We start from the raw sequence: 5,217 nt of genomic DNA on the forward strand, positions 1-5,217 counted from the left end.
CGAAAAGTTCAGATGGATGAGAAGTGGGGGGGGTGTGTTCAAGATTGAATAAAGTCGAAGAGAAGTTATTCGCAATGTGCAATAAGTGTAAATATATAATTATTATTATTTTATAACCGTCCACCGATGAACCCGGTTAATCACCCGCTTCTGTGCTGTAAGATCCAGCGCCGGATAAAACGGGATGGCCAGGGAGTGGGCCAGGAAGTGCCGGACCCCGGGAAGCTGACCGGCGGATGGGTCGGGTTGGTACCAGATGGGCGATGCGGCCCCGATGTGGGCGCGGGCGAGATAGTCCCGCAGGGCGTTGCGTTCGGGTGGGTTGTCGAGGAGCAAAAAAAAATTTGTCCAACCCCGACTGGCCGGGTCGGTGGTGTCGGGAGGGCGGAAACGTCCCCGGGGGCGCATGGCCAGATAACGGGCCGCCAGTTGCCGACGGCGGGCCAGGGTCTCATCCAGGCGCGACAACAAAGAGAGCCCCAGGGCGCAGGCGGCGTTGCCGGGGGGGTGTCGGCGCAGGCGGCGCAGATCATCCACCAGGGCGGTGTTGCGGCTCAGGAGCAGGCACCCCGTGCCGGCGGGCAGGATGCCATTGCCATCGAAGTGCAGCAACTGAATGCCGCCCCAGCCACAGCCGGGCAGGGGTACGATCACGCCGGAGATCTCCTCCATGAGCAGGGGGGGAGGTACCCAGGCGACGGAGGGGCGGATTGGTTGGCCGAAGGCGTGCCGCCAGAAACCCGCCGCCAAGGCGCCAGAGCCAGGGGGGACGATGGTGGATCCCTGTTCCCGGATCAGGCCGGTCTGGGGGTCCAGATCGTGCCAGACCAGGTGCAGCCAGGCGGCGGCGCAGGCCTCGCGCCAAACCGGTTCGAGCAGGGCGTCGGCGGCGATGCAGGCGCCGGAGGGCCAGTTCAGGCGCAGCTTCAGGGCGGCGACCAGCTCGACCGGATCGGCAAAGGCCACCGCCGGGCGGTCCCACAACACCGACCACGCCCGCTCCCATTGCACCAGCAGGTCGGCGTCAAACCAGGCGTCGCGGGCCAGGGCAGCCCGCACGGCGCCTTCATCGCCCCGGGTGAGGTCAGCCCACGCCAGGGGGATGAGCGTTCGAGTGGGTGAGGTCACCCGCCGCCTGCGGCCTGGAGCAGGGGGGCAGGTGCAGCGGGCGCGGTCTCCGGGCAGTGTTGCGGGATGAGCCGCGCAGCCAGCTCACGGGATTTGGTGGTCACCTCCTGGGAAAGCTTGTAGGCACAGAAACGCGGGCCGCACATGGAGCAGAACTCGGCGCTTTTGTGGGCGGAACTCGGCAAGGTCTCGTCGTGATAGCTGCGCGCCCGCTCGGGATCGAGGGCCAGTTCAAACTGACGGTTCCAGTCGAAGGCATAGCGGGCGCGGCTCATGGCGTCGTCACGGTCGCGGACGCCGGGGCGGCCCCGGGCGATATCGGCGGCATGTGCGGCGATTTTGTAGGCGATGATGCCATTGCGCACATCTTCGGCGTGGGGCAATCCCAGATGCTCCTTGGGGGTGACGTAACACAACATGGAAGCCCCCTTCCAGGCGGCAATGGCGCCACCGATGGCCGAGGCGATATGGTCATAACCGGCGGCGATATCGGTCACCAGTGGGCCAAGGACGTAAAACGGCGCCTCATGACACTCCTGCCGCTCCCGCTCCATGTTCATTTCGATCTGGTCCATGGGGACGTGACCCGGGCCTTCGATCATGACCTGAACATCCTGTTCCCAGGCCCGGGCCGTCAGCTCCCCCAGGACTTTCAACTCGGCGAACTGGGCCGGATCCGAGGCGTCATGCAGGCAACCGGGACGCATGCCGTCACCCAGGGAGAGGGTCACGTCGTAACGTTTGCAGATCTCCAGCAACTGGTCAAAATGGGTGTAGAGGGGATTTTCCGCCTCATGGTGGAGCATCCACTGGGCCATGAGCGCCCCGCCCCGGGAGACAATTTTGGTGATGCGGGATTCGATCAGGGGGAGGACGTGCAGCAGGACGCCGCAATGCACGGTCATGTAATCCACCCCCTGCTGTGCCTGCTCTTCGATCACTGCCAAAATCATCTCTGGTGTGAGATGCCGCACGTCCGGCACACGTTCCACCACCTCGTAGATGGGGACGGTACCGATGGGGACTTCGGCGTGCCGCAGAATGGATTCGCGAATGTGCGGAATGCGTTTGCCGGTGGAGAGATCCATCACCGTGTCGGCGCCATGTCGGACGGCGAGGGCGAGTTTTTCCAGCTCCTCTTCCAGACCGGAAGAGATTTGGGAATTGCCGATATTGGCGTTTATTTTGCAGCGTGCCTTGATGCCGATGGCCACCGGGCGCAACTCGGGGTGGTTGATATTGGCTGGGATCACCATGCGGCCCCGTGCCACTTCATCGCGCACCGTTGCGGGGTCGAGGGACTCTTCCCGGGCCACGTGGGCCATTTCGGGCGTGATCTCCCCTTGCCGGGCGACATGCATCTGGGTAACGTTGCCTTGACGGTTGCGCACCCAGGCGGAACGGAACTTGTCCATGATGGGCCTTCTCCAATCTCTGTGTCTTGAAAGGTATGCGAAAAGATTCTGTTGGTGTTATGGTTGGAAAGGGTGCTGAACAGTGACCATGACAGTGCGAATGTACCATGCGAGCGGGGATGATTGTGCTGATCGTCCCTGCCACTTGACAAGGAGTTTTCCGTATTGAGCTCTCTTCGGCGCCATCTGCCCTCGACAATTTCCTGGATCGATGACCGGGGCTCGCCAGCTCCAGAGCGTTTTGCCGCTGATCTGGACACGGAGCGGTCTGCCTTGCAGCACGGTGTGGCCCTGGTGGATTTGAGTCACGGTGGCATCGTGACGCTGAGCGGAGTGGATCGGGGCAGTTTTCTGGGCGGCCTCATCACCAACCAAATCAAGGATGTCAGCGCGTCGCGTTCCATTTATACGGCCATGCTGACGCCACAGGGGCGCTTCCTTTGGGACTTTACCATCGTTGACGCCGGGGATCGACTGCATCTTTTGACCGAGCCGGACCGGGTGCCGCAGTTGATGGAGCGTCTCGCCATGTACCGTTTACGGGCCAAGGTGGAGTTGGTTCTGGATACCGGCAACTTTGGCCTGCTGGCCGTGGCCGGGCCGCAGGCCGGTGCGGTTTTGGCGGGGCTTTTCCCTGTCGTGGATGCGGCGGCCCCCTTGGGTAGCGCATGGACGTTGTCGGAGTCCCTGCGGGTGTGGCGGGATCCGCGTCATGATGCCCATGGCTGGCGTCTTTTGGCGCCGGCGGCGGCCCTGCCTGCGCTGTGGGATCAATTGACAGCCGTGGCCACGCCGGCGGGTCTGCTCGCCTGGGAGGGGCATCGGATCCGGCACGCCCTCCCCCGGGGTGGCGTGGACCTTGTTCCCGATGAGACCTTGCCCCTGGAGGCAGGGCTCAAGGAGTTGAACGGGGTCAGTTTTACCAAAGGGTGCTATGTCGGTCAGGAGACGACGGCCCGTACCCACGGACGCGGCACCATCAAAAAGCGTTTGCATCAGGTTTTGTTGCCTGGTGGTGGCGCAATCGTCCTGCCGGCGCCGGTCGTGACCCCCAAGGGCAAGGAGGTTGGGGTCATGACCAGCCATGCGTTCTTGGAAAATATCGGGGTGGCCCTGGCGATATTGCGGCGATCTGACGTGTTGGAGCATGCGGATTTGACCGTGGTCGGCGTGCCGGTGACGGTGAGGCTGCCTGCCTGGGTCGATTGGGAATGAATGAACAGAGTGTTGAACGGTCGCAGAAAAAGATTGGAAATCTTCTCTCCCTTCGAGTATAAACCCGCCCATGACCAAGCCGATCTCCGCTGTGACTCCTCTGCCGCCTTTGACCATGGGCAATTTGACACTGCCGGTTCCCATCATTCAGGGGGGGATGGGGGTGCGTGTTTCGGCGCATGGTTTGGCTTCCGCCGTGGCCAACGCAGGTGGAGCGGGTGTCATCGCCACGGTGGCGCTCTCCCTGGCCTCCAGGTATTACAACAAGGGGAAAGATTACTACAAGGCCAACGTCAAGGCCTTGATCGATGAGCTTCTCCTGGCCCGGCAGCTCAGTCCGCGGGGGATCATCGGCACCAACTGCATGGTGGCCATCCGCGACTTTGAGTCCATGGTGCGGACCTCCCTGGAGAACGGGGCGCAGTTCATCATTTCCGGTGCAGGTCTGCCGTTGCGTCTGCCGGAGTTTGCCGCTCCCAATCCCAAGGCGGCCTTGATTCCCATCGTCTCTTCCCTGCGTGCTGCCGTGTTGATCGCCAAGCGTTGGCACAAGCTCTACAAGCGGTTGCCGGATGCCATTCTCTTCGAGGATCCCAATACGGCAGGTGGCCATCTGGGGGCTGACCGACCCAACATTTTCTCTGCGGAGTTTTCCCTGGAGCGGGTTCTTCCGGAGTTGGCGCAGTGGGTGCGCAAGGAGTATGGCGACGAGTTTCCGATCATCAGCGCCGGGGGAATCTGGGATCGTGGGGATATCGACCGGGTCATGTCCCTGGGCGCGAAGGGGGTGCAGATGGCCACCCGTTTCATTTGCACCCATGAGTGCGATGCCGCCCAGGCCTTCAAGGATGCCTTCCTCCAGGCCAAGGAGGGGGATGTGGTCATCATCGACTCCCCGGCGGGCCTGCCCGGACGCGCCTTGAGTTCGCCGTTCACCCGCAAGCTTTTTCGTGGCGACGAGGTGGACTCCAAGTGTTTTGCCACCTGCCTGAGCGCCTGTTTATGCCGGGATGAGGAGAGCACGTTCTGTATTGCCCGGGCTCTGCACCTGGCTCAACAGGGAGACTTGGAGAATGGCCTCGTTTTTACCGGTACCAACGCCACCCGTCATACCCGCATGACCTCGGTCCGCGAGATTTTTGAGGAGCTTAATGGCTGTGCCATTCCGCCCGACGGCGCTCCAGATCTGGTCTGACGGTTCGAGTCAAGGTTTTTTTGTTGACATTGATCTTTGCCAGGCTTGCCGGGGTGTCGGCCACATAGGCGGTGATGAACCTGGCGGTCCTCACGCCTGACAGTCCGATCACGACCACGTAATCCCCCATCACCACGGTGACACGCCGGTTGCGGTCGTGGCGTTTGTCCTTGCTATCCCATCCGACGAAGCGGTCGCTGTTCGGATCCCGGGTGGTGTCCTACGTTGACCTAACTGGTCTAGCCGGGAACAAAACCCACTCTT

Annotated in this window: 4 protein-coding genes; 2 read left to right on the plus strand and 2 right to left on the minus strand. The window is 62.2% G+C overall.

What is annotated here, in order from left to right:
* Window positions 1–105: 105 nt before the first annotated feature.
* Both HQL63_15650 and thiC read right to left on the minus strand, forming a co-directional pair.
* Window positions 106–1,128: a DegT/DnrJ/EryC1/StrS family aminotransferase gene (locus tag HQL63_15650; GenBank protein MBF0178260.1), complete on the minus strand. Its 1,023-nt coding sequence runs from the start codon at window positions 1,126–1,128 to the stop codon at window positions 106–108.
* The gene (gene thiC / locus HQL63_15655) at window positions 1,125–2,543 is read right to left on the minus strand and encodes a phosphomethylpyrimidine synthase ThiC (protein ID MBF0178261.1); all 1,419 of its coding nucleotides are present in this window, start codon (window positions 2,541–2,543) and stop codon (window positions 1,125–1,127) included. Before thiC ends, HQL63_15650 begins: the two co-directional genes overlap by 4 nt.
* A gap of 165 nt (window positions 2,544–2,708) precedes the next feature.
* Here thiC and HQL63_15660 point away from each other — a divergent pair, with 165 nt between their 5' ends.
* Both HQL63_15660 and HQL63_15665 read left to right on the plus strand, forming a co-directional pair.
* Window positions 2,709–3,758: a folate-binding protein YgfZ gene (locus HQL63_15660; protein ID MBF0178262.1), complete on the plus strand. Its 1,050-nt coding sequence runs from the start codon at window positions 2,709–2,711 to the stop codon at window positions 3,756–3,758.
* 70 nt (window positions 3,759–3,828) lie between these two features.
* A complete protein-coding gene (locus HQL63_15665) occupies window positions 3,829–4,953 on the plus strand; it encodes a nitronate monooxygenase (protein ID MBF0178263.1) in 1,125 nt (374 codons plus the stop codon).
* The last annotated feature ends 264 nt before the right edge of the window (window positions 4,954–5,217 follow it).

Source organism: Magnetococcales bacterium (assembly GCA_015231175.1).
GTDB lineage: Bacteria > Pseudomonadota > Magnetococcia > Magnetococcales > DC0425bin3 > HA3dbin3.

Excerpts from the sequence above, each read along its gene's own strand:
- thiC (MBF0178261.1), bottom strand. The coding sequence starts at position 2,543 with ATGGACAAGTTCCGTTCCGCCTGGGTGCGCAACCGTCAAGGCAACGTT.
- HQL63_15665 (MBF0178263.1), top strand. The coding sequence starts at position 3,829 with ATGACCAAGCCGATCTCCGCTGTGACTCCTCTGCCGCCTTTGACCATG.